The sequence below is a fragment of the Paraburkholderia sp. GAS33 genome, assembly GCF_050436645.1.
GTDB lineage: Bacteria > Pseudomonadota > Gammaproteobacteria > Burkholderiales > Burkholderiaceae > Paraburkholderia > Paraburkholderia phenazinium_B.
The window spans coordinates 104,127-126,696 of the sequence record NZ_JBNDMP010000006.1 but is presented as its reverse complement, the minus strand read 5'-3'; the positions used below and the strand labels follow the sequence as shown (position 1 = coordinate 126,696).

Here is a 22,570-nt window from a genome sequence, read left to right as displayed (position 1 = left end):
TTTGCTTTTTTGTGGACGCTGCGCCGGCGCTTTGAGCCGGCGCGGTTTCGCTAACGGCTTACGCGGAAAGCTTCTTCATCTCCGCAAAGAGATCGGCCTTGCCTTCAAAGCCGATACCCGGCAAGTCGGGCATGGTGATATGGCCGTTCTCGACCTTCACGCCATCCGGGAATCCACCATACGGCTGGAACAGATCCGGATACGACTCGTTGCCGCCAAGCCCCAGGCCAGCGGCGATATTCAACGACATCTGGTGACCGCCATGCGGGACGCAGCGGCTCGGCGACCAGCCATGCTGGCGAAGCATGTCGAGCGTGCGAAGGTATTCGACCAGCCCATAGCTCAACGCGCAGTCGAACTGCAGCCAGTCGCGGTCTGGGCGCATGCCGCCATAGCGGATGAGGTTGCGGGCGTCCTGCATCGAAAACAGGTCTTCGCCAGTCGCCATCGGATTGGCGTAGTAGTTTCGTAGCGTCGCTTGCAGTTCGAAGTCCAGCGGATCACCCGGTTCCTCGTACCAGAACAGGTCGTACTGCGACAACGCCTTCGCATATTGAATCGCGGTGTCGAGATCGAAGCGGCCGTTGGCATCGACTGCAAGCTTCTGGCCGTCACCCAGCACGCTCAGGATCGAATCGATGCGACGCAGGTCTTCGTCGAGCGATGCTCCGCCAATTTTCTTTTTCACCACCGTATAGCCCCGGTCGAGATAGCTGCGCATCTCGTCCTTGAGCTTTCCGTGGTCCTGGCCCGGGTAGTAGTAACCGCCCGCGGCGTAGACGAAGACCTTGCGATCGGGTTGACCGTTGCCGTAGCGGTCGGCTAGCAACTGGAAGAGCGGCTTGCCTTCGATCTTCGCGACGGCATCCCAGACCGCCATGTCGATTGTGCCGATGGCAACCGAACGCTCGCCGTGACCGCCCGGCTTCTCGTTCGAGAACATCGTGGCCCAGATTTTGTGGGGGTCGAGGTTATCCCCGGCGTCGTTGATAAGCGTGTCCGGAGCGGCTTCCAGCAGACGCGGAATGAAGCGCTCGCGCATCAATGTTCCCTGTCCGTAGCGGCCGTTGGAGTTGAAGCCGTAACCGACGACCGGCTTGCCGTCACGCACGACGTCGGTCACTACGGCGACCAGACTCAGCGTCATCTTGCTGAAGTCGATATAGGCGTTGCGGATCGGTGAGCTGATAGGGACGGTTTTTTCGCGGATTTCAACGATTTTCATGAGGGTCTCCTGGCGGCATCGCGCGTCGTCGATGCAACGGGCTGTAAGAGCCGCTAGGTTATGCCCTACAAGTAGCGTTATGATTCACTGAAAGTCACTTCTTTATTAACTTACGGTGAAGACTGACCTCGCCTCCCACCTGCAGTTTTTCGTCCTGCTCGCACGCCACGGAAATCTGACCGCGGCCGCACGCGAACTCGATCTGACGCCACCCGCAGCGACCAAGCGGTTAGCCCAACTGGAGGCGCGGCTTGGCGTACGACTGGTGAATCGCACCACGCGCAGCGTCAGCCTGACCGCTGAAGGTGAAACCTACCTGCACCACGCGACGCGAATTCTGGCCGAGGTGCGGGAGATGGAAGATGCCGTTTCATCCAGCCGGTCGATGCCGCGAGGACTGCTGCGTGTGAACGCGACGCTGGGGTTTGGCCGCACCACGATCGCGCCGCTTGTTTCCGAGTTCGCAAAACGTCATCCGCATGTGGAAGTACAGCTTGACGTCACCGACCGGCCGATCGATCTCGTAGACAGTGGTGTCGATCTGGCCATCCGCTTCGGTTCATTGCCCGACAAGCGACTCAACGCGCGGCGCGTCATGTCGAATCGCCGATTCCTCTGCGCATCGCCACGCTATCTGGAGCAGCACGGCACGCCTGCGACGCTTGCCGACCTTTCCGATCACCAGTGCATCGTGCACCGCCAGAACGACGACGCCTATGGAATCTGGCGCCTGGTGCACAAAGGACACCCCGAAGTGGTAAAGGTGCAAGGCATGCTGTCGAGCAACGACGGTGACATTGTGCTGGGTTGGGCACTCGACGGACACGGCATCCTGGTCCGCTCGGAATGGGACCTTGCGAAATACCTGGAGAGCGGACGACTGCGCATTGTTCTGCCAGAGTTTGTGCAGCCCTCGGCAGACCTCTTTGTTTACTATCCAAGCAAGCGCAATCAGTCCGCACGCGCACGAGCGTTCGTAGACTTTCTGGTCGAACGATTTAAAAAGCCAGTAATACCTGCTGTTTAGGCCGCTTCTCTCCGACACCGGCGGACCGCGCCATAACGGTATGGCATCAATTAACAATCCTTAACGAACCCGGCCTCCCGACTGCTGTTCGTTGCCTTTAAACTGGGCTCTCCGCCGCGAAATATAACCAGACTAGCCTGGACATCGACGCGTTCCCTTCCCGAACGTTCGATCTGGACCGCGCTCGGGTTCTTCCGATCGCCTATCGTCACCATGAATACACTTCAGACTCCAATCGTCCCTGTCGCAACCGTACTACTGGTCGACGATCAACCGATTGTTGGAGAGGTGATAAGACGCGCCCTCGAGAACGAGACCGGCATCCTTCTCCATGTCTGCACCGAGGGACGCGAAGCCCTCTCCACGGCGTGCCGGATAAAGCCCACGGTAATCCTTCAGGATCTCATCATGCCAGGCATAGATGGGCTGGATATCGTGCGCAGCTATCGCACTCATCCCGTCACGGCGAACGTCCCGGTTATCGTGCTGTCCTCGCGGGAACAGCCTACGGTAAAAAGCGCAGCATTCGTTGCCGGCGCTAATGATTACCTGGTCAAACTACCCGACTCAATCGAGCTGATCGCGCGAATCCGATATCATTCGGCATCCTATATTAGTCTGCGCCAGCGCGACGATGCGATGGATTTTCTCTCGCATGACATGCGCTCGCCGCAAACGTCCATTCTGGCCCTGCTCGAACTCTATCGCGCGGAACACGGGACGCTCACGCCGCTGCTCGAGCGTATTGCCACGCACGCCACCAATGCACTGGAACTGGCGGACGGCTTCCTTAATCTGGCGCGTGCACAGTCGGAATCGCGGCAATTCGAAATCGTCAACCTGAACGAGATACTGATCGTTGCCGTCGATCAGCTCTATGAAAAGGCTGTCGCTAAAGGATGCCGCATCTCCATCGAAGCGCCCGACACCTCGCTGGTGTGTCTTGCCGACAGCCTGCTATTGACCCGCCTCGTCACCAACCTGCTCGACAACGCATTGAAATACGGACCGCGTGACGCGACCGTGCGCTGCATCCTTGCGGATACGCGCGAGGGTCTGCTTATAGGCGTGGAGGATGAAGGCACGGGCATTCCGGCGAGGGAAACGGACCGCGTCGCGGAGCGCTTTGTCCGGCTGCCGTCTGGAGTGATCAATGAAGCGAGCGGCTTCGGTTTGGGGCTGGCATTTGTCAATTTCACCGCCACTAAACATAGAGGCCGCGTGATCATGAGCCGAACGGAGAGAGGCTTTATGATCGGCGCGCTCTTGCCTAAGGCCGAGCAGCTGCCGAGAAGTCTCGGTGCAAGGTAAAGTTGACCAGCGAATGATCTGATGTTTGCAGTATCAGGCTCTACATAGCAGCAATAACCGCAGGCGGGTTAGCCTCGCAAAGGCAAAGCTGACCACCCGCGGGATTTTCTTGCCGGGCAAGCTTACCGGGCCTGCGATTGACCCTGCTGAGCGGATTGCTGGTCTTGTCGGGCAGCGTCCTGCTTCGCCTTCTTCGCCGCCATATGATGGCCCACCGCGCATCCCCCTGCGGCGCCCACCGCTGCGTGGCCGTTGCCAACATAGTGGCCCGCAACGCCGCCAGCCGCGGCGCCTTTCAGGCATCCCGCAGCGTTCGCTTCGCCGGCCAGCGCCATTGAGACGATGCATGCGGTCAGTACGATAACTTTGGATTTCATCTGCTTTCTCCCTGTGAGTTCGGCTTGGCTTCATAGCCTTGCTTCCAACCAGGAGAGCGCAAGTTCCATTCCATCCATAGCGATTGGGGCAACGTGAAGCGCAAACGTCGCGGTTCGCGTCACGTACTCTTCGCACACTTTTAACTTTCGAAGTCTTTCGAAACCTAAAGCACTTACAAATTCTGGTCGATACGCGAGTGGTCAATGCAAGCTGCCCAAAGGACCAGGATGAACAGATCAGAATCACGTTCACACGCCAGGCGAACTGTATCGGCATCGCGCCTGCGTAGATTGCAATGGTATTTTCGGCCGCGGCTCGGCCTGCGCGACCTCGACGCGTTGCTTCGCCCAAAGCGCGGCGTGACAGGACAGCATGCCCGTCGATGACGGCGCCCGAAGCTGTTTGCGGTCTCCGTCCATGCGTGGGGCGTACGGCGCGAATACGCCGGGGCCCGCGGTAGACGCCGTGACGGCAAACGAGGCCAGGCCGCGGATTCTCAGGACCGTGTGAGGGTTGGCTCTCGAAAGCCGTATAGCCGGTGCGCGTTCTTCGTCAGAATCGCGGTGCGGGTCTGCTCATCTGGCGCCCACACGGCGAGCGTATCGAGCAACTGCCCGACTGTCGGCATGGCGCCCCACAAAGCGACGTGCGGCCAGTCGGAGCCCCATACGCAGCGATCCGGCGCCGTCGCGATCAGGGCGCGCGCGTAATCGGCGGTATCGGCGTACGCGGGCGCCTGGGTACTCAGCCGGTATGCACCGGAAAGCTTGACCCATGCGCCGTCGCGCACCAGTGCCAGCAGACCTTTAAAACCCGCGGACCCAACGCCGACTGCGGTCGGCATGTGGCCCATATGATCGATCACGATGGCCGAGCGCAGCTTGCCGAGCTGCGGCGCGAGTTCAGGCAAGCTCCGCGCGTCCAGCAAGAACTGGATATGCCAGCCCCAATCGCGCGCCAATGCGTCGTACTCGGCCAGTTGCGAAAAACCGATGCCGCCTCCGCCGAACAGCACGTTCAGGCGCAATCCAACCGCGCCGGCGTCCGTCATGTCCTGGTACTCAGCATCGCCTAATCCTAGTGACGGCACCACCACGCCGCGCAACCTGTCCGGATTCGCACGCAGCGTTTCCAGCAGCAGCGTGTTGTCCTGCCCATGCACGCTCACCTGGACCAGCACGCCATACTGCGAACCTGTGTCGTCGAGCATCTTCAGATAGGCTGCGGGGGTGGCCGCTGGCGGCGTGTACGAGCGATCGGGCATCCACGGATAACGCGGCGGCTCTCCGATCACGTGCGCGTGTGTATCCACGGCGCCGGGCGGCATGACGAAGGTGGACGGCCCCGATTGCACTGCAGCGGGCGGCGGACACAGCGGTGCATCATGATTTTCCGTTGAACCGGTCATTTAGGGATCCTTGCATGTTGGATTGCCCGGTCCGCGCGGCCATAATGCGTGCGGCTCCGAAGCAGGCTTAAAGACGAAGCATGCCCCGCGTGGCTCACGTCCCGTGCGGCAGAGACTTCTCGGAGGTCGATTCCGGCTGCTGGGCGGGGATCAGATGATCGGCATCGTCGAGCCGTCGTCCTCGCGTCTCAGGTAACGCCAACACCGTCACAAACACGGCCGCGTTGGCGATAACGGCGAGAATGCAAATGGCGTTTCCCAGTCCGGTCTTCGCACTCAGGAGGCCGACGAGGGCCGGAAACAAGGCGCCGATACCGCGGCCGAAATTGTAGGCAAATCCCTGGCCGTTCGCGCGAAGCGCAGCGGGAAACAGCTCCGTGAGATGCGCACCGACTCCGCCGAAGATTCCGGACGCACAAAATCCGAGCGGGAATCCAAGGTAGAGCATTTGTGAATTGCTGAAGTTGACCTTCGTATAGGCGATCGTGATGACCGCAGACAGGAATGCGAAAAGCAACATATTGCCGCGCCGGCCGATCCGGTCCGAGATATAGCCGCCGCTTGCGTAGCCGATAAACGATCCGGTAATCAGCACAGCCAGGTAGCCGCCGGTGCCGATCACCGACAGGTGCCTGTCCATCCGCAGAAAGGTGGGAATCCAGGTGGCGATCGCATAGTATCCGCCTTGCAGGCCGGAGCACATCAGCGACGAACATACCGTTGTGCGCAGGATCCCGGGTGCAAAGATCTGCAGAAACGAGGGGCGTCTCGCGCTCGAGCGCATGATCTGCTGCGCTTTATTGAAGCTCTCAGGTTCCGCCACATGCCTGCGGATATAAAACACCAGCAATGCCGGAGCAAGCCCCACCCAGAACATGCTGCGCCAGGCCAGCGCTTCGGGGAGGACAGAGAACGCCACCGTGTAGAGAATGGCGGCGAGGCCCCAGCCAATCGCCCAGCCGCTTTGCACCACGCCGACAGTTTTGCCGCGATGCTCCGGCCGAACGATCTCACCGATCAAGACGGCGCCTACAGCCCATTCGCCGCCAAATCCAAATCCCTGCAACGCTCGCAGGACAAACAGTTGCTCTACGTTCTGTGACCAGCCAATCAGGAAGGTGAACACCGAGAACCAGACGATGATCCATTGCAGCACCTTGACGCGGCCGAACCAGTCCGCAAGGATGCCGCCCACCCATCCTCCGGCGGCGGAGCAAAGCAGACTCACCGTGCTTAGCAAGCCGATCTCGCCCTTGCCGACGCCCCACAACGTCATCAGCGAGGTGACGACAAAGGTGAACACCATAAAGTCAAAAGCGTCGAGCACCCAGCCCGTGAAGGCGGAATGGAAGGTCGTGCGCTCCGCTTTGCTAAACGACGCGTACCAGTTCATCGCTTGTCTCCTTCATTGCAGCCTCGGTCTCGCGCCGCTGGCGAATGGAAAATTATTACAAGCTCACGACGGCACGGAAAGGATGTTTATGAAGATTCAGTAGATAAAAAAATTTGCGTCCCACCGGCTGAGCAACTTGCGATGCCTCGCGAGAATGGCTGTGCCTTGCGCCAGGCACGACGGCCACGCAAACCAATCGATCATGCTAGGATCATCAGCTCCCCTGTTCGAACCGATCGAAATCGCGGCCCTTGGTTGACGCCACGATTCCTGCACCAGCGAGGATTCCGATGACTCATTCTGCTCTCACTCCCGGCGCAGTCGCCGTGATCACTGGCGGCGCTGCCGGCATCGGCCTTGCTGCGGCCAAACGCTTCGCACAACTCGGCCTGCGTGTCTGTATCGCCGATCTCGGCGCTGAGCGCATCGCGCAAGCAGTGGAGGAAATCGCTGCGCTGAGCGCGAACGGCAAACAGGATGTCTTCGCGCTCGAAACCGACGTGAGCGTCGTCGCCGACGTGCAGCGCTTGCACGATGCCGTCGTCGAACGATTCGGCGGTGTGGACGTGTTGATGAACAACGCGGGTATTCAGCCGGGCAGCAAGATGTTCGGGCCCGCCGAAAACTGGGAGCGCGTGCTTGGCGTCAATCTGTGGGGCGTGATCCACGGCACCCAGGTGTTCGTACCGGAGATGATCAAACGTGGTCGCCCGGGTCTCGTGATCAATACCGGTTCGAAGCAAGGCATCACCACGCCGCCCGGCGATCCGGCCTACAACGTTGCGAAGGCTGGGCTGAAGGCGTTCACCGAGGCATTGCAGCACGAACTGCGCAATACCGCGGGCTGCCAGCTCAGCGCTCACCTGCTGATTCCTGGCTTCGTGTTCACGGAACTGACACGTCACGGCCGCGGCGAGAAACCGGCCGCCGCGTGGACGCCGGAGCAAACCGTCGAGTTCATGCTGGAGCGTCTGGAAGCCGGCGACTTTTACATTCTCTGCCCGGACAACGACGTGCCGCGAGCGCTCGACGAGCGGCGCATTCTTTGGGCGGCCGGCGATATCGTCGAGAACCGTCCTGCGCTGTCGCGGTGGCATCCTGACCACGCAGCGGCATTCGAGGCATTTATCAAGCAGCCTCGCTAGGCGCAGCTCTGGCCAACCGGCCCGATGCCAGGTTGGCTGAGCGGCCTGGGTGCTATCAGGCAGTCGTATTGATGTTGCCGCCCAGGATGCTGTTCACGGCGGTCGAGGTCGACGATCCGCTACTCGTGGACGACGTGCTCAACCCTGCGTCCGTCGCGACCTTATGGCCGTGGTGGCCGCCGCCATGTGTGCGCTTCGGTTCAGATGTCTGCTGTGCAGCTGGCTTGCTGCTGATGCTTTGCGCGGAGCTGACAGAGGAGGCAACGCTGGAAATGGACATGATGTTCCCCGTATATAGGTCGATGTTTTGATGTACGGCCGCGCAAGAAAGGGACCCATGCGCGCGCGCCATTTAACAACATCGCCAGCATGCGACGTTTACTGCGTCGTTTCAATGACGAAAACACATCATCGGGCGGCGCCCTGTTACCAGAAGTTACGGCGTGCGGACTTCGTCATTGTCCGGTAATCCCGGATTCTCTATCGCCGCCAGCCTCACTTATCACGCGCGACGCCGTCGCGGACAATTTGGGTAAGGGATTTCAGCCGAATTCCATTACCGGGAACCGCCATGAATACGTCCGCTTCACTGAGCATGCCGAGCACGCCGAATTCGATTCGGGCGGCTGCCGCCGTAGCTTTCACAATCCTGTCGTGGGCCGCGGCCTTTCCTTTCATCCGGCTTGGTCTGCAAGGGCTCACGCCGATGCAACTCGCGGCCGCGCGCTTCGCGACAGCAGCGGTGCTGGTCGTGGGATGGTTGATTTACGCGCGCCCGAAGCGACCGTCGCTGCGCGATTCACTGCTCTTTGTCCTGTCCGGCTTCCTCGGCATCGCAAGCTATAACGCGCTTCTGAACACCGCCGAACTGACCGTTGCGCCAGGCGCAGCGGCCTTCATCATGAGTACCTCGCCTATCTTCACCGCCATTCTGGCGACGGTTTTCCTGCGCGAAAAACTCAATCGATGGGGTTGGCTCGGCTCGGTGTTCAGCTTTGCAGGCATCGGTCTGATTGCATGTGGACAACCCGGCGGCCTCGCACCCGGCAGCGGCGCAACACTGATCCTGCTCGCTGCTTTGGCATCCTCAGCATATTTCGTGTTGCAGCGACGCCTGATTCCGATCTATGGGCCGCTCGCAAGCACTGCTTATACGCTGCTCGCCGGTGCATTGCTGCTATCTCCGTGGTTGCCGGGCGCCATGAGCGCACTTGCGGCACCTTCGGCATCGGCAGGAACCTTGGGTGCTGTGCTCGTGCTCGGCGTCTTCCCGGCCGCGCTCGGTTACGCGACGTGGACGATTGCCCTGGGCCACTTCGGTGCGGCGCGGGCGTCCAATTTCCTGTATCTGGTACCCGCGATCGCGATCGCGCTATCGATCTTTTTGACTGGCGAGCACCCCGCGCTGACGACCATCGCCGGTGGACTGATGGCGATTGCTGGTGTTGCCTTCGTTGCGTGGCGCGGACGGGGCTGACTACAACCTCACTTCTGCTGACCCGCCGCTTCGAGGATCAGGTTCGCCACTTCAGTCGGATGCGACAGCAGCGACACGTGGCTCGAATCGAGCTCGATCGTATGCGCATGCATCCGGTTCGCCATGAAGCGCTCCAGATCGGGGTTGATCGTCCGGTCTTCAGTCGACACCGCATACCAGGTGGGTTTGTCGTGCCACGCGGCGACCGTCGTCTTCGCCATCGTGATTGCCTTGCCAATCGGCTGCTGAACCGCGTAGTACGTCTCAGCTTCAACGGTAGGCAGATCGCCCGCAAAGTCGTGCACAAAGGCCTGCTCAGACAGCTTGCCGTAACCATCCGCCGACCACTGCAACCCCGCCGACGCCGGTGCGGCCGGGAATTTCTTCGTCAGCGCCGGATAGTCCTCCCCAGCGTCCGGCGCACGCGCGGCGATGTACACGAGGCCCGCCACCTTCGGATCGTCGCCGGCCTGGCTGATCACCATCCCACCGTATGAGTGCGCGACCAGCAAAGTCGGACCGTCCTGTTGCGCAAGCGCTCGCTTGACCGCATCGACATCCGCGTCGAGCGAGGTGGTCGGATTCTGCACCGCCGTCACGTGCAGGCCCTTCGCCTGCAGCAGCGGAATCACTTTCTGCCAGCTCGAACCATCTGCGAACAGACCGTGAACCAGCACGACATTCCTGATCGGTGCGGACGGGGCCGCAGCGCTGTCCTGCGCGAATGACGTCGTGGCGCTCACCAGCGTGGCGCAGGTCAGACCCGCGAGAACAAACGAACTCAACTTCATGAAACTTCTCCCAAGCATGTGTAGGACGAGATTCGCGGATTTCGTTCACCTCGTTGTGGTGACGCCATAGACGAACCATACCCAGGCAGTCATCATTTGGCCGATTCCTGACGGCCGCCGAACGAACGCTGCACTCTGGTGTACTTAGGAGCAAACACAGCGCTGGCGCAAACATTCCGCTCAGCGCAAAAATTTTTAGCGGCGTCGGCGCTGACTGCGCTGACTGTTGCGCAAGTTGCCATGCGAAAATGTCAGCCACTCGCCTCTTTCCAGCTGACAAGCGAATGACACGATCATGTTCACAAAAGGATTAACACTGTGAAACTCGAGTTACGCCACATTCGCTGCTTCATCGCGGTCGCGAGACACCTCCATTTCGCTCGCGCAGCCGAAGAGCTCGGCATCGCGCCCCCGTCCCTTACCAAGCAGATCCAGGAGACGGAGCGGCTGCTCCAGGTCCGTCTGTTCCACCGGACCAAGCGCTCTGTTGCATTGACAGCGGCGGGCGAAGCGTATTTGCCCGAAGCGACAGCCGCCCTCGCCTCGCTTCAGCGCGGTCAGGAACTCGCTGAACTGGCGGAACGAGGCGAACTAGGTCGCATCCAGATTGGCTTCATAGCCTCGGCGGCCTTTGCGGGGATCATGCAGAAGACCATAAGAGGCTTCCGGAAGCACCGTCCCAAAGTGGATGTCGTGCTCATCGAAGCACCGATGACCCAGATTCCGGGGATGCTTGCCGACGGCCGGCTCGACGTTGCGTACATACGGCCGCCGTTGGACTTTCCGGAGGAAATACGGGCTGTCAGCGTCTATCAGGACGAGTTCGTGCTGGCCCTTCCGGACGACTCACCGCTTGCAGATCTTGCGGTCATCAATCCGTCGCAACTGCGTGAGGCGTGCTTCGCGCTTCCAGAGCAGGAGTTCGGCACATTCGAGGTGGGCAGACGTGGACGCTTCCAGCCAAAACTGGGGCCGAGACCCGGCCCACTGGCTGCGGTACTCGCGTGCGTTTCGCTTGGAAGCTTTGTGGCCGTCGTGCCCCGCACATTGTGCGACTGCCTGAACTTACCGGGCGTGGTCTATCGACCGCTTGGCGGCAAACCTGTTGTCTCGGAGATAGCTCTTACCTTTCGGCGACATGAGCGTTCCTATGCTGTCCGCGAATTTATTAAGTATGCCGGAGCAAATACGCGCTAGGTTGAGCGCTTGCCGCTACTCCGCCGGTTCGGGTTGAAGCAACGCGGCTGCGGAGCATAAGTAAAGCCGGCGTGACGAACGTCAGTAGGCGAATTTGAGGTAACTTTCGGCACTCTGGAAGGCGCCGGCGTCGTCGACCTGGGGCATGTGCCGGAGCAATCGCTTTGCTTTCGGGCCAAGTTGTTGATAGACGTCGCGCGGAACGTCGATATGCACTTCCGGTCTGAAATACCAGCTTCGACTGTATCCAATGACGACCATTGGACGCGGGGCGTCCGTGTTGTTTGGCGTACCGCGATGCAACGCTCTGACGTCGCGAATCATGACGTCGCCGAGTTCCATCGGAATGGCATGCAACGGAATCTCCCCCGCCACATATGCCCGCATCGCGTCTTCCGAGTTCATTCGGTGCGTGCCGAGCGTCGTTTCGAACGGGCCGTTATCTGCGGTGACGTCGCAAAGCGGAAAATTTACAGCGAGTTGAAACGACGGCGTTTCCGGCTCGTTGTCGAACAGGGCAGGTGTGTCGCGATGAACGTCCTGATACGTCGACCCGCGTAGTGGCGTGTCGGTCGCGAGTTGGCACATGACCGGGTCTTCACCTGCAACGCGTTCGACAATAGCCAGTACGTCAGGGTCGCAGAATATGCTTTCATCCGCGAACACGCCCGCAAACGGCAACGTGATGTAGTGCCGGTTGGCTCCGCGCACAGCCGTTGCGTTCTCCTGCAATCTATGGGCAAGGATGCCGTCGAAGGCCTGTCGCCAGCCCGAGAGCGTTTTCTTTGGAAAGTGCTGCTTCAGGAGCACCATCCCATCGCGATCGAATGTCCGCGCGAGCACAACGTGTTCCTCGTTTGAGTAACGCATCAAAATGTCCCCGTGTAAGTTCCATAAGGCTAGCAAGCGGGCTCAGATAGATCAATCCTGGTGAATAGTGGTTTCGCCTTGAACGAACTCCCGCTTACACTGCTTACTGGCAGACGTACACCCGATACAAATTGATCTCGTCCCAAGGGTGGCACTTTTTTTGCGTCTGGCTTGGGTTGCTCTCCGGCGGTCTCATGTTCCTTTAGAAATCCAAGGGGTCTACATCATGCAGAAGCGGGCATCGTCAGGCGTAGTGCATCTCCTCAGCGTTCTGTTCGCAGCCCTCGCCGGCTTGTATCTGCTGATCGGCGGGGCGTGGCTCATCTCGATCGGCGGGTCGCCCTACTATGTCGTCGCCGGCCTGGTCATGCTGGTGACGGCCGCCCTGCTTTACCGCCGGAACGCGAGCGCGCTTGGCTTGTATGCGCTGCTGCTGCTGTGCACCATCGTATGGGCGGTGTGGGAAGCCGGCTTCGACTTCTGGGCCTTGACGCCACGACTCGATGTGCTGGTTGTGTTCGGCATCTGGCTGCTGCTGCCATTTGTCTATCGCACCCTCGACGCCCCTGCGAAGTCCGCGGCACTGGCGTTGGGCGCCACCTTGATTCTCAGCGGCATTGTGCTCGTGTACGCGTCCTTCAACGATCCGCAGGAAATCAACGGAACCCTGAGCGCCAGTGCAGCATCGTCCGCAACCCCGGCGGCGGGCGGCACCGATGCCGATTGGCCTGCCTACGGCCGCACGCAGCACGGCACGCGCTACTCGCCGCTCAAGCAGATTACCGCCGACAACGTGAAGAATCTGCAGGTTGCATGGACATTCCAGACCGGTGACACGAAGCGTGCGACCGACCCGGTCGAGACGACCAACGAAGTCACACCGATCAAGGTGGGCAACATGCTCTACCTGTGTTCGCCACACCAGATCCTGTTCGCGCTGGATGCTGCAACGGGCAAGCTCGCGTGGAAATTCGACCCTGGCCTGAAAACGGATCCGAGCTTCCAGCACGTGACATGTCGTGGCGTCTCTTACTACGACTCGACCGCGGCAAGTACCGATGACAGCGGTCAAACAACGGCCTCGACCGCTGCCAATACCGGTAACAACGGTCAAACGACGGCCTCGAGCGCCGCCCCAGCGGTTTGCGCGCGCCGCGTGCTTCTGCCGGTCAACGACGGCCACCTGTACGCGCTCGATGCGCAAACGGGTCAACGCTGCCCGGATTTCGCCAACCATGGCGACCTCGATCTCCAGCATGGCCAGCCGGTGACCACACCCGGTCAATATGAACCCACCTCTCCGCCTATCGTGACCGACAAGGTCATCGTCATCGCGGGTGCGGTGACAGATAACTATTCGACCCGCGAGCCTTCGGGTGTGATCCGCGGCTTCGATGTCAATACCGGCAAGCTGCTTTGGGCATTCGATCCGGGCAACAAGGATCCGAACGTCATTCCCGGCGAAGGGCAACATTACTCGTTGAATTCGCCGAATTCGTGGGCGCCCGCGGTCTACGACGCCAAACTCGATATCGTTTACCTGCCGATGGGCGTGACCACCCCGGATATCTGGGGCGGCAACCGTACGCCCGAGGAGGAGCGCTATGCAAGCGGCCTGCTCGCGCTGCACGCTTCGACCGGAAAGCTCGCCTGGTTCTACCAGACCGTGCATCACGATCTGTGGGACATGGACCTGCCGGCTCAGCCCACGCTGGCCGACATCACCGACAAGTCGGGCAACGTCGTGCCGGTGGTTTACGCACCCGCAAAGACAGGCAACATCTTTGTACTGGATCGCCGCACTGGCGCGCTGGTCGTCCCGGCTCCGGAACAGCCTGTCCCGCAAGGAGCCGCGCCTGGCGATCACGTCTCGCCGACCCAGCCGTTCTCCGAGCTGACGTTCCGGCCAAGCAGGAAATTGACGGGCGCAGACATGTGGGGCGCAACGATGTTCGATCAGATGGTGTGCCGCGTGATGTTCCACCGCCTGACCTATGACGGCACGTTCACGCCACCATCGGTAAACGGCACCCTGGTGTTCCCGGGCAATCTCGGCATGTTCGAGTGGGGCGGCATGGCTGTCGACACCGATCGTCAGATCGCGATTGCCAACCCGATTGCCCTGCCGTTCGTATCGAGGCTGATGCCGCGTGGTCCGGGCAATCCTATCGAGCCGGCCGCAAGCGATGCGGGCGGCAGCGGCACCGAATCCGGTATTCAGCCGCAGTACGGCGTACCGTTCGGCGTGACGCTGAACGCGTTCCTGTCGCCGCTCGGTTTGCCGTGCAAGCAGCCGGCCTGGGGTTATGTCTCGGCAATCGATCTGAAGACCAACCAGATCGTCTGGAAGAAGCGTATCGGCACCGTGCGCGACAGCTCACCACTACCTCTTCCGTTCAAGATGGGAATGCCAATGCTCGGCGGTCCAATGACAACTGCGGGCGATGTGTTCTTTATCGGCGCCACCGCGGACAACTATATCCGCGCCTTCAGCACCAACACGGGCGAGCAGTTGTGGCAGGCCCGTTTGCCTGCAGGCGGTCAGGCCACGCCGATGAGCTATGAAATCAATGGCAAGCAGTACGTAGTGATTGCCGCTGGGGGACATGGCTCGTTCGGCACGAAACTGGGCGACTATGTCATCGCCTACGCATTGCCTGACGGGAACTGATCCGCGTGCGTAAACACGCGGTCTGCTCGCTTGCCGTTCTGCTTGCACTGGGCGCTGGCGCCCGGTGCGCTTACGCGCAAAGTTCGGTGACGCTGTATGGTTTGATCGATACCAGCATCGAAATCACCAACCCCGGCTCTTCGTGGACACCACGAGTGGATTCGGGCGCATATCGTGGATCGCGGATAGGCTTGCGCGGCGAAGAGCAGATCGGCTCGGATACGCGCATCCTGTTCGATCTCGAGAACGGTTTCAATGCGGGCAACGGCGCACTGGCGACGGCAGGCACCCTGTTCAATCGCCAGGCGTGGATCGGCGTTGGTGCGCCATGGGGCGAAGTGCGGCTCGGTCGCCAGTACTCGCCGATCTACATTCCGTTCAAAGGACAACTCGACGCATTCGGCGCAGGCACGATTGCATCCGGACTGAACAACCTGTCGAAGATCACGCCGTATACGAACAACGGCCTCGCGTATCTGTCGCCCGATCTGCACGGCTTTACGACGACCTTGATGGTCGCACTGCCCCAAAGCGGCAACGGCAACGGTCTATCCGGCAACTACGAGACCTTCGATTACCGTAACGGGCCATTCCACATTTCGTATGCTCACCAGCAGACCTCAGGGGACACGGGACTGCGCGCGAATCTCGGCGGCGTGTCATACGTGATCGGCAAGACGACCGCTTTCGTGTCGTTCTTCAACGGCGACGGCGGATCGCCGCGTTATCACGACGACGGCATGTCGGTGTCGGCGCGCTACGCGGTCTCGACGCGCCTGCGGGCCTCACTGGGCTACACCTATATGCGAGACCGGTCGGGTGGCGACAACAACGCGGACCAGTTCAGCGCTGAATGCGAATACGACCTCTCGCCGAGGATGATGCTGTACGCGAGCGCCGGCATATTGCGCAATCGTGCTGACGCTGAGTTCACGCTGCGCGGTGTCGACGTGACCGGGCTCGCGCCGGCTTATCCGGGTGCGCCTGTGCGCGGTGTCCAGTTTGGGATGATCGACCGGTTCTAGAACCCGTGGCGAAGGACAATCTGTACCGGATACCATCATCGAATCTGTACCGTTACTGTACCGGCTCTGGCCGATAGACTGCGTAAAAGCGTATCGTCACCGGAGTCGCCCCCATGTCTTTCGAATCCCTCAGTGCGTTGCCCGCCGGCATCCTGTTCGCGCTGGTCACCAGCATCACGCCGGGGCCTAACAACACGATGCTGCTCACCTCGGGGGTCAACTTCGGCTTTCGCCGCACGCTCCCGCATGTGTTCGGCATTAGCGCCGGGGTCGTATTGCTGATGCTGTGCGTCGGTTTCGGGCTCGGCGAAGCATTCCACCGTTTCCCGGCGCTGTACTCGGTGCTGGAAATCGCCAGCGTCGCCTATCTGCTGTATCTCGCGTGGAAAATCGGTACGTCGGGCGAGGTGAAACTGCGCAACGGGGAGCGCCGCCCGATGAAATTTCACGAGGCCATTGCGTTTCAATGGGTCAATCCGAAGGCATGGATGATGGTGCTGACTGCCGTCACGACGATTCACGTGAGCGAAAACTTCGGCAGCAATGTAATGCTGATGGCAGTGGTGTTCTACGTCATCGGTCTGCCCTGCATCTGTCTGTGGGCCGGGTTCGGTACGGCCATGCGACAAGTGCTCACGGACCCGAAACGGCTGCGCATCTTCAACATAGCGATGGCCTTGTCGCTCGTGCTGACGCTGTATCCGATCGCGGCGCGCTTACTGGGTTAATCGACCGGGTTAATCGAGCTTCCCTTTACCCTTGCGCTCGATAAACCGCCACAACGCGTCCTCGGTCGAATACGGCGCGTTGAAGCGGAACCACGCGCTCGCCGCATCATCCGGCCGGAAATACGAGCCCGGCGCGAGCCAGATGCCATGAGCGAGCGCGGCCGTCGCCACCTCTCCTGCACGCTCCGGTTCAACCGGCAAACGCGCCCACAGAAAGAGTCCTGCACGCGGCCGGTGAAACACCTCCAACCCCAGCGCATCGAGCCGCTCTTCCACCACCGCATGGGCGGCCTTGAGCCGTTCGTTGACGTCCTCCACGTGACGCGCGTAGCGTCCTTCGAGCAGCACCTTGTCGACGATCCGCTCGATCGTTTCCGACGACGTCAGCCCCACCGCCATCTTGGTGCGTGCCAGTTCGCGCAGCACATCGCGCTCGGCCACCACATAGCCGCAGCGCAACCCAGGCGTCACCGTCTTCGAGAATCCACCCACATACAGCACCCGCTGCAAACCCTCCATCGCGGCAAACAGCGGCGCGCCCGGCGGTGCGAGCTCGCGGCTCACGTCATCCTCGATCACCCACATGCGCGCGCGTTCCGCAATCTGCAGCAGACGGAACGCCGCGGCCATCCCGAAGGTCGCGCCGGTTGGATTCTGCAGCGTCGTGTTGACGAAAATCGCCTTGGGCCGATGCGCGGCCACCAGGGTTTCGAGGACATCCGTATCGACACCCGCCGGCGTGCGCGGCACGCCGTACACGACCAGCCCCGCCAGCTTGAGAATCTGCAGCAGGTTGCAGTAGCCGGGATCTTCGACGATCACCACATCGCCCGCGCGCAGCAAGGTCCGCACGATCAGATCCAGTCCCTGGGTCGCACCTTGCGTCAGCAGCACATTCGAAACCTCGACCGGCAAGCCGTGGCGATCGAGTTGCCCGGCGATGCGCTCGCGCAGCGGCGCAAAGCCGTACGGATGACCATAATCGCCCATGCGTGGCCCCGGCACCCGGCTCATCGAGCGTAGCGCCTGCTGCAGGCCGCTTTCGTTGATCCATTCGTTCGGCAGCCACCCGCCGCCTGCCTTGATCGGCACCGAATGGTCGGCGAACACGTCGGACAGCAGCCACGTCGCGGTGAGGCTGGGCGGTTGCCAGTCGGTCGCGCTCACGCGCGCGGCCTGCGCGCGCGACGCCACCCGGTAGCCCGAACCCCGGCGCGCGACCACCAGACCCATCGAAACAAGACGGTTGTAGGCCTCCGTCACGGTAAAGGTGCTCAGCTCGTGGCTGGCCGCCAGGCGCCGCACCGACGGCAGCAACGCGCCGGCCCGCAACGACTGTCCTTCTATGGCGCTCGCAAACCCTTGCACCAGTTGCTCGACGAGGGTGGGCGCGGCGCGGCGGTCGCGTTCCAGTTGGAGTTCGATCATTGGGGCGAAAGCAAGGTTGCGAGCGGAGTCACGGCAAAAGGAGTGCAATATGGACAAGTGAGGCGAGTTGCAGGACGCCCAAAGGACGCCCAAGCAACCAGCACAGTTTCAGCAACTTGACCTACACAGTTAGCAGCGCAGTGCATCAACTGTTTATGTCCTCCATTTAACCGCGGACGCTACAGTTTCGCAACGGCAACGCCCCGAAGGAAATCTCCTCGGGGGACCACTTCGAGGAAAACACCATGACTTCGCGCCCCGTCATCGACGATCTGTCGTCTTTCTGGATGCCTTTTACCGCCAACCGCCAGTTCAAGGCCTCGCCGCGCCTGCTGGAATCGGCCAAGGGCATGTACTACCGCACGACGGACGGCCGCGAGGTGCTCGACGGCTGTGCCGGACTCTGGTGTGTGAACGCCGGCCATGGCCGCGATGAGATCGTCGCTGCAATCACCCAGCAGCTTTCCACGCTCGATTTCGCGCCGACCTTCCAGATGGGGCACCCGCTCGCGTTCGAAGCGGCAACGAAAGTCGCCGAACTGATGCCGGCCGGCCTCGACCGGATTTTCTTCACCAACTCGGGTTCCGAATCGGTGGATACGGCGCTGAAGATCGCGCTGGCGTATCACCGTGCGCGCGGCGAAGGTCAGCGCACGCGCCTGATCGGCCGTGAACGCGGTTATCACGGCGTGGGCTTCGGCGGCATTTCGGTCGGAGGCATTGCACCGAACCGCAAGACGTTCTCTGGCGCGCTGCTACCGGCGGTCGATCATCTGCCGCATACGCACAACCTCGAACACAACGCATTCACAAAGGGGCAGCCCGCCTGGGGCGCGCATCTGGCCGACGAACTCGAGCGCATCGTCACGCTGCACGACGCGTCGACGATTGCCGCGGTGATCGTCGAACCGGTGGCCGGCTCGACGGGCGTGCTGATTCCGCCGCAAGGCTATCTGCAGAAGCTGCGCGATATCTGCACGAAGCACGGCATCCTGCTGATTTTCGACGAGGTCATTACCGGCTTTGGGCGTCTGGGCAAAGCGACGGCCAGCGAATACTTCGGCGTCACGCCGGACCTGCTGACGATGGCCAAGGCCATTAATAACGCCTCGATTCCGATGGGCGCGGTGGCCGCCAGCCGAAACATCCACGACACGGTCGTCAATGCCGGCGCACAAGGTGCGATCGAGCTGTTCCACGGCTATACGTATTCGGCGCACCCGGTTGCGGCTGCGGCGGCCGTGGCGACGCTCGACCTGTACCGCCGCGACGGCCTGTTCGAACGTGCTGCTTCGCTGGCGCCCGCGTTCGAAGCCGCTGCGCACGCGCTGCGCGATGCGAAGCATGTGAAGGACATTCGCAATCTCGGCATGATCGCCGGGATCGAACTCGAACCGCGCGACGGCGCACCAGGCGCACGCGCCTATGAGGCTTTCGTCAAATGCTTCGAGGCCGGCGTGCTGATCCGCTTCACGGGCGATATTCTGGCGTTCTCGCCGCCGCTGATCATCAGCGAAGAGCAGATCCAGCACATCTTCAAGACCGTGCGTGACGTGCTCGCCACGGTGCAGTAAGAACTGCGGCAACACTTTGAGGTATCGGGCAGCGCCCGCGGCTACGTGCCGTCAGGCGCCGCTGCCCGATCTGTTTAGCCAGCCCTGCCGACGATCGTCTCGAAGTAGAGCTGCAGAAAGCCCTCTACGTCGACGTCGACACACACATCCTGCTTCGCCACGTCATCCCAGTCGGGCGCCGGCACGCCCATCGTCTCCGGCTTCTGAATGGTTTGCCCAATCGCGAGACCTTCCACCACCACGCGCACCGCGCCACGCCGGATCTGATAAAGCTCAGGCGCCACCAGATAGGCAACCGCGGACGAATCGTGCACGTAGATGCCCTGCACGCCCGAACTGTCGACGTGAAACTGCTCATATGAGCGCGACACGTCCCAGATAAACCGCCCCACCTCGCCGCCGTGCTGACGGATGCGCTCGAGATAAGCCGTGTTCATGATGGCCTTTTGCGTCACGTCTAACCCTGCCGCCGTGACTTTCCACGCAGCGGTGAAGACCTGATCGGCTGCGTCCGGGTCGGCAGAAATATTCGCTTCGGCACACGGCCTCACATTGCCTAACACGCCGTTGATGCCGAACGCGCCGCCCATGATGATCACCTGTTTAACCAGGTGCTGGATCTCCGGGTCCTCCTGCAGCGCGAGCGCGAGATTGGTGAGCGGCCCTACCGCGATCAGGTTGATCTCGTGCGGATGCTTGCGGATTTCGTCGATGATGAAACGATGCGCCGGGCGTGCGTCGAGGCGGGCACGGCCCTCGTCGGGCATATCGGGGAGTTCGATATCGCCGAGGCCGTTTTCCCCGTGGATATGCGGAATCGGCTCGGGTGCGGCCTTGCGCAGCGGCTTTGCTGCGCCGCGCGCCACGACGACGCCCGGGTCAGCGAAGCGTTCGACCAGATACACGGCATTGCGGGTCGTGGTTTCGATCGTCGCGTTGCCGAACACGGACGTCACGCCGATTAACTCGATCTGCGGATGACACGTCTGGAACACCAGCGCCATCGAGTCATCGACACCGGGATCGGTGTCGAAAATTACCTTGTGCATGATGGTTGGGCACTCATGTTGATTGCGTATGGGACCGCTTTAGCGTGCATGTGAAACGCACGTTGCCATGCCTGACGCTAAGCCGCAGACGCGCCGCCGTCCGGTTCGAGGTAGAACGCGCCTGGTAATAATGCGGCGGCGCTGGTCACTTCGACCTTGCCATCCAGATTGCTCAGTACGACTTCGAGTTTGGGCGAGCCCAGTTCGATCATCACCTGACGGCAAGCGCCACAGGGTGCAATCGGGCCGTCGGTTTGTCCAATCACAGCTAGGCTTTTGAACTGCCCCGGACGATAACCTGCTGCCACCGCGCTAAAAAACGCCGTACGTTCCGCGCAATTGCACAGGCCATACGAAGCGTTCTCGACATTGCAGCCGTGGAAAATCTTGCCGTCGTTTGTCTCAAGCGCAGCGCCAACCAGGAAGCGCGAGTAAGGCGCATACGCAAGCTCGCGGGCTTTGCGGGCTTCGTCAATCAAATGTTCGTGTGTCACTACTCCTCCGCATCGGGGTCAGGAATCCGCGTTGTTCGGTTACTCAGCTGATCAGTTCGTACACGGTGGCCGGAACGGGCGAAGCGGTCTCGGCGAGCGTGCACGCTGTCAGGATGTCACGGGCCGCCTGTTCGGCGGCAGGAAGATCGCTGGCATGAACAAGTGCCAACGGCGCTCCCGCTTCGACGTATTGTCCGAGTTCAACGACGTCTGTCAAACCGACCTGGTAGTTGATCGCATCATCAGGGCGGCGCCGGCCTCCACCGAGCCCGACTACCGCCAGTCCCAGCGCGCGGCAATCGATGTGTCTCACATACCCTGCACGCGGTGCAGTAACCGGCACGATCACCGCCGCCTGCCCCAGATGACGCTCGGGCGTACCGATAAGATCAGCGGGTCCGCCCAACGCTCGCACCATCCGCGCGAAGCGCTCCGCCGCGGCGCCGGAATCGAGCACCGCGTTCAACTTTGCACAGGCTTGCGCGGTATCGCTGGCGAGGCCACCCAGTACGAGCATCTGCGCGGCCAAGGCCAGCGTGACCTCATGCAAGCGCGCAGGACGACGATGCCCGGTCAGATAATCGATCGCACAGCGCACTTCCAGCGCGTTGCCTGCGCAGGGGGCCAGCGGCTGGTTCATATCGGTGAGCACGGCGGTCGTCTTCATGCCTGCACCGTTGCCGACCTCGACGATGCTGCGCGCCAGTTCCAGTGATTGCTCGTAGGTCGGCATGAAAGCGCCGGAGCCGACCTTGATGTCCATCGTCAGCCCTTCGAGCCCTGCCGCAAGCTTTTTCGACAGGATGGACGCCGTAATCATCGCGATCGATTCGACGGTCGCCGTTACGTCGCGGATCGCATAGATCCGTTTGTCGGCAGGCGCGAGCTGCGCCGTCTGACCGATGATCGCCACGCCGACTTCCCGCACGATCCGCTGAAACGTCCTCGCCTCAGGAACCAGGTTATAGCCGGGAATGGCCGCGAGCTTGTCGAGCGTCCCGCCGGTATGGCCGAGACCGCGCCCGGAGATCATCGGCACGAAACCGGCGCAGGCGGCCACCATCGGGCCGAGCAACAGCGAAGTCAGGTCGCCGACGCCGCCCGTCGAATGCTTGTCGATCAACGGACCCGGCAGATCGAACGCATCCCACGACAGCACCTGGCCCGAATCGCGTTGCTCCAGCGTCAGCGCAACGCGTTCGTCCACGCCCATGTCGTTGAAATACACCGCCATCGCGAACGCGGCGACCTGCTCGTTCGCGACGCTGCCGTCGACCACACCCCGTACGAATTCGCCGATCTCATCACGGCTCAGCGGCTGCCGGTCGCGTTTCTTGCGAATGATTTCCTGCGTCAACGACATAATGATCAGCTTAAGA

At 61.3% G+C, this 22,570-nt stretch carries 20 protein-coding genes; 9 read left to right on the top strand and 11 right to left on the bottom strand.

Annotated features, from left to right (window positions below; translation table 11 throughout):
- Positions 1-58: 58 nt before the first annotated feature.
- Positions 59-1,225: a mandelate racemase/muconate lactonizing enzyme family protein gene (locus P3T24_RS20035; protein WP_074267689.1), complete on the bottom strand. Its 1,167-nt coding sequence runs from the start codon at positions 1,223-1,225 to the stop codon at positions 59-61.
- Between the two features lie 115 nt (positions 1,226-1,340).
- On the opposite strand from P3T24_RS20035, the gene P3T24_RS20030 reads away from it, so the two are divergent.
- Complete coding sequence (locus tag P3T24_RS20030) at positions 1,341-2,252, top strand: LysR substrate-binding domain-containing protein (protein ID WP_429409102.1); 912 nt, start codon at positions 1,341-1,343, stop codon at positions 2,250-2,252.
- A gap of 213 nt (positions 2,253-2,465) precedes the next feature.
- Positions 2,466-3,563, top strand: coding sequence for a hybrid sensor histidine kinase/response regulator (locus tag P3T24_RS20025; RefSeq protein ID WP_074267687.1), 1,098 nt, complete (start codon positions 2,466-2,468; stop codon positions 3,561-3,563).
- 122 nt (positions 3,564-3,685) lie between these two features.
- Here the strand turns inward: P3T24_RS20025 and P3T24_RS20020 are convergent, their stop codons facing one another.
- The 3 genes from P3T24_RS20020 to P3T24_RS20010 all read right to left on the bottom strand — a co-directional run bounded on the left by P3T24_RS20020 (position 3,686) and on the right by P3T24_RS20010 (position 6,742).
- A complete protein-coding gene (locus tag P3T24_RS20020; protein WP_074267686.1) occupies positions 3,686-3,940 on the bottom strand; it encodes a hypothetical protein in 255 nt (84 codons plus the stop codon).
- Positions 3,941-4,437: 497 nt separating this feature from the next.
- Entirely contained in the window at positions 4,438-5,349 is a 912-nt protein-coding gene (locus P3T24_RS20015) for an amidohydrolase family protein (RefSeq protein ID WP_429437083.1), read from the bottom strand.
- Positions 5,350-5,443: 94 nt separating this feature from the next.
- Positions 5,444-6,742 (bottom strand): MFS transporter, encoded by a 1,299-nt coding sequence (locus P3T24_RS20010; RefSeq protein ID WP_429437080.1) that lies wholly within the window; start codon positions 6,740-6,742, stop codon positions 5,444-5,446.
- A gap of 290 nt (positions 6,743-7,032) precedes the next feature.
- Here P3T24_RS20010 and P3T24_RS20005 point away from each other — a divergent pair, with 290 nt between their 5' ends.
- Entirely contained in the window at positions 7,033-7,887 is an 855-nt protein-coding gene (locus P3T24_RS20005; RefSeq protein ID WP_074267684.1) for an SDR family NAD(P)-dependent oxidoreductase, read from the top strand.
- A 55-nt stretch (positions 7,888-7,942) separates the two neighbouring features.
- On the opposite strand, the gene P3T24_RS20000 is transcribed toward P3T24_RS20005, so the two are convergent.
- Entirely contained in the window at positions 7,943-8,167 is a 225-nt protein-coding gene (locus P3T24_RS20000) for a hypothetical protein (RefSeq protein ID WP_429437077.1), read from the bottom strand.
- Positions 8,168-8,458: 291 nt separating this feature from the next.
- Between P3T24_RS20000 and P3T24_RS19995 the strand changes: the two genes are divergently transcribed.
- Entirely contained in the window at positions 8,459-9,364 is a 906-nt protein-coding gene (locus P3T24_RS19995) for a DMT family transporter (RefSeq protein ID WP_083611642.1), read from the top strand.
- A gap of 8 nt (positions 9,365-9,372) precedes the next feature.
- Here P3T24_RS19995 and P3T24_RS19990 read toward each other — a convergent pair whose 3' ends face one another.
- The gene (locus P3T24_RS19990) at positions 9,373-10,155 is read right to left on the bottom strand and encodes an alpha/beta hydrolase (protein WP_074267682.1); all 783 of its coding nucleotides are present in this window, start codon (positions 10,153-10,155) and stop codon (positions 9,373-9,375) included.
- 318 nt (positions 10,156-10,473) lie between these two features.
- Here P3T24_RS19990 and P3T24_RS19985 point away from each other — a divergent pair, with 318 nt between their 5' ends.
- Positions 10,474-11,352 (top strand): LysR family transcriptional regulator, encoded by an 879-nt coding sequence (locus P3T24_RS19985; RefSeq protein WP_429437074.1) that lies wholly within the window; start codon positions 10,474-10,476, stop codon positions 11,350-11,352.
- An 81-nt stretch (positions 11,353-11,433) separates the two neighbouring features.
- Here P3T24_RS19985 and P3T24_RS19980 read toward each other — a convergent pair whose 3' ends face one another.
- Entirely contained in the window at positions 11,434-12,222 is a 789-nt protein-coding gene (locus P3T24_RS19980) for a phytanoyl-CoA dioxygenase family protein (RefSeq protein WP_429437071.1), read from the bottom strand.
- A 226-nt stretch (positions 12,223-12,448) separates the two neighbouring features.
- Between P3T24_RS19980 and P3T24_RS19975 the strand changes: the two genes are divergently transcribed.
- The 3 genes from P3T24_RS19975 (at position 12,449) to P3T24_RS19965 (ending at position 16,646) form a co-directional block, all read left to right on the top strand.
- Positions 12,449-14,893 carry a glucose/quinate/shikimate family membrane-bound PQQ-dependent dehydrogenase gene (locus P3T24_RS19975; protein ID WP_429437068.1) on the top strand — a complete coding sequence of 815 codons (2,445 nt, stop codon included), beginning with the start codon at positions 12,449-12,451 and terminating at the stop codon, positions 14,891-14,893.
- Positions 14,894-14,931: 38 nt separating this feature from the next.
- Positions 14,932-15,918, top strand: coding sequence for a porin (locus P3T24_RS19970; RefSeq protein ID WP_429437557.1), 987 nt, complete (start codon positions 14,932-14,934; stop codon positions 15,916-15,918).
- 113 nt (positions 15,919-16,031) lie between these two features.
- Entirely contained in the window at positions 16,032-16,646 is a 615-nt protein-coding gene (locus tag P3T24_RS19965; protein WP_429437065.1) for a LysE family translocator, read from the top strand.
- Between the two features lie 9 nt (positions 16,647-16,655).
- Here P3T24_RS19965 and P3T24_RS19960 read toward each other — a convergent pair whose 3' ends face one another.
- On the bottom strand, positions 16,656-18,074 hold the full coding sequence (locus P3T24_RS19960; RefSeq protein ID WP_429437063.1) for a PLP-dependent aminotransferase family protein: 1,419 nt from the start codon (positions 18,072-18,074) through the stop codon (positions 16,656-16,658).
- A gap of 245 nt (positions 18,075-18,319) precedes the next feature.
- Between P3T24_RS19960 and P3T24_RS19955 the strand changes: the two genes are divergently transcribed.
- On the top strand, positions 18,320-19,648 hold the full coding sequence (locus P3T24_RS19955; RefSeq protein WP_429437060.1) for an aspartate aminotransferase family protein: 1,329 nt from the start codon (positions 18,320-18,322) through the stop codon (positions 19,646-19,648).
- A 74-nt stretch (positions 19,649-19,722) separates the two neighbouring features.
- Here the strand turns inward: P3T24_RS19955 and P3T24_RS19950 are convergent, their stop codons facing one another.
- The 3 genes from P3T24_RS19950 to deoA all read right to left on the bottom strand — a co-directional run bounded on the left by P3T24_RS19950 (position 19,723) and on the right by deoA (position 22,554).
- Positions 19,723-20,697 (bottom strand): nucleoside hydrolase, encoded by a 975-nt coding sequence (locus P3T24_RS19950; protein ID WP_429437057.1) that lies wholly within the window; start codon positions 20,695-20,697, stop codon positions 19,723-19,725.
- 77 nt (positions 20,698-20,774) lie between these two features.
- Positions 20,775-21,191: a cytidine deaminase gene (locus P3T24_RS19945; protein WP_429409114.1), complete on the bottom strand. Its 417-nt coding sequence runs from the start codon at positions 21,189-21,191 to the stop codon at positions 20,775-20,777.
- A 43-nt stretch (positions 21,192-21,234) separates the two neighbouring features.
- Positions 21,235-22,554: a thymidine phosphorylase gene (deoA, locus tag P3T24_RS19940; RefSeq protein ID WP_429437054.1), complete on the bottom strand. Its 1,320-nt coding sequence runs from the start codon at positions 22,552-22,554 to the stop codon at positions 21,235-21,237.
- Between the last annotated feature and the right edge of the window lie 16 nt (positions 22,555-22,570).

Coding starts and splice junctions, on each gene's coding strand:
- P3T24_RS20015 (WP_429437083.1), bottom strand. CDS start 5,349: ATGACCGGTTCAACGGAAAATCATGATGCACCGCTGTGTCCGCCGCCC.
- P3T24_RS20005 (WP_074267684.1), top strand. CDS start 7,033: ATGACTCATTCTGCTCTCACTCCCGGCGCAGTCGCCGTGATCACTGGC.
- P3T24_RS19995 (WP_083611642.1), top strand. CDS start 8,459: ATGAATACGTCCGCTTCACTGAGCATGCCGAGCACGCCGAATTCGATT.
- P3T24_RS19950 (WP_429437057.1), bottom strand. CDS start 20,697: ATGCACAAGGTAATTTTCGACACCGATCCCGGTGTCGATGACTCGATG.
- P3T24_RS19975 (WP_429437068.1), top strand. CDS start 12,449: ATGCAGAAGCGGGCATCGTCAGGCGTAGTGCATCTCCTCAGCGTTCTG.
- P3T24_RS20020 (WP_074267686.1), bottom strand. CDS start 3,940: ATGAAATCCAAAGTTATCGTACTGACCGCATGCATCGTCTCAATGGCG.
- P3T24_RS20000 (WP_429437077.1), bottom strand. CDS start 8,167: ATGTCCATTTCCAGCGTTGCCTCCTCTGTCAGCTCCGCGCAAAGCATC.
- P3T24_RS19955 (WP_429437060.1), top strand. CDS start 18,320: ATGACTTCGCGCCCCGTCATCGACGATCTGTCGTCTTTCTGGATGCCT.
- deoA (WP_429437054.1), bottom strand. CDS start 22,554: ATGTCGTTGACGCAGGAAATCATTCGCAAGAAACGCGACCGGCAGCCG.
- P3T24_RS19980 (WP_429437071.1), bottom strand. CDS start 12,222: ATGCGTTACTCAAACGAGGAACACGTTGTGCTCGCGCGGACATTCGAT.
- P3T24_RS19965 (WP_429437065.1), top strand. CDS start 16,032: ATGTCTTTCGAATCCCTCAGTGCGTTGCCCGCCGGCATCCTGTTCGCG.
- P3T24_RS20035 (WP_074267689.1), bottom strand. CDS start 1,225: ATGAAAATCGTTGAAATCCGCGAAAAAACCGTCCCTATCAGCTCACCG.
- P3T24_RS19990 (WP_074267682.1), bottom strand. CDS start 10,155: ATGAAGTTGAGTTCGTTTGTTCTCGCGGGTCTGACCTGCGCCACGCTG.
- P3T24_RS20025 (WP_074267687.1), top strand. CDS start 2,466: ATGAATACACTTCAGACTCCAATCGTCCCTGTCGCAACCGTACTACTG.
- P3T24_RS19960 (WP_429437063.1), bottom strand. CDS start 18,074: ATGATCGAACTCCAACTGGAACGCGACCGCCGCGCCGCGCCCACCCTC.
- P3T24_RS20010 (WP_429437080.1), bottom strand. CDS start 6,742: ATGAACTGGTACGCGTCGTTTAGCAAAGCGGAGCGCACGACCTTCCAT.